Source organism: Rhodococcus sp. IEGM 1307, assembly GCF_030056915.1.
GTDB lineage: Bacteria > Actinomycetota > Actinomycetes > Mycobacteriales > Mycobacteriaceae > Rhodococcus_F > Rhodococcus_F opacus_D.
The window spans coordinates 1-206 of the sequence record NZ_JASHKW010000155.1 but is presented as its reverse complement, the minus strand read 5'-3'; the positions used below and the strand labels follow the sequence as shown (position 1 = coordinate 206).

The window sequence follows — 206 nt, the reverse complement described above, 5'->3', positions numbered from 1 at the left end:
GTCCAGACCGGAGGTGGGTTCGTCGATGAGCATAACCCTGGCGTGTGACGAGAGGGCCGACACAAGGGCTACCTTCTGCCGGTTACCTGTGGAGTAGCTCCGCGCCTTCTTGCGCGGAACCAGAGCGAACCGATCGATGATTTCTCCGCGGCGTTGTTCGGCGAGTCCGCCGCGCAGTCGTGCCAGCAGGGCGATCGTTTCGCCGC

The 206-nt window shown here is 64.1% G+C and carries 1 protein-coding gene; it reads right to left on the bottom strand.

All coding sequences use genetic code 11. From position 1 onward, the window contains the following. Nucleotides 1–206: ATP-binding cassette domain-containing protein (locus QM841_RS43135; RefSeq protein WP_283336823.1), on the bottom strand; the 206-nt coding region annotated here is incomplete at both ends.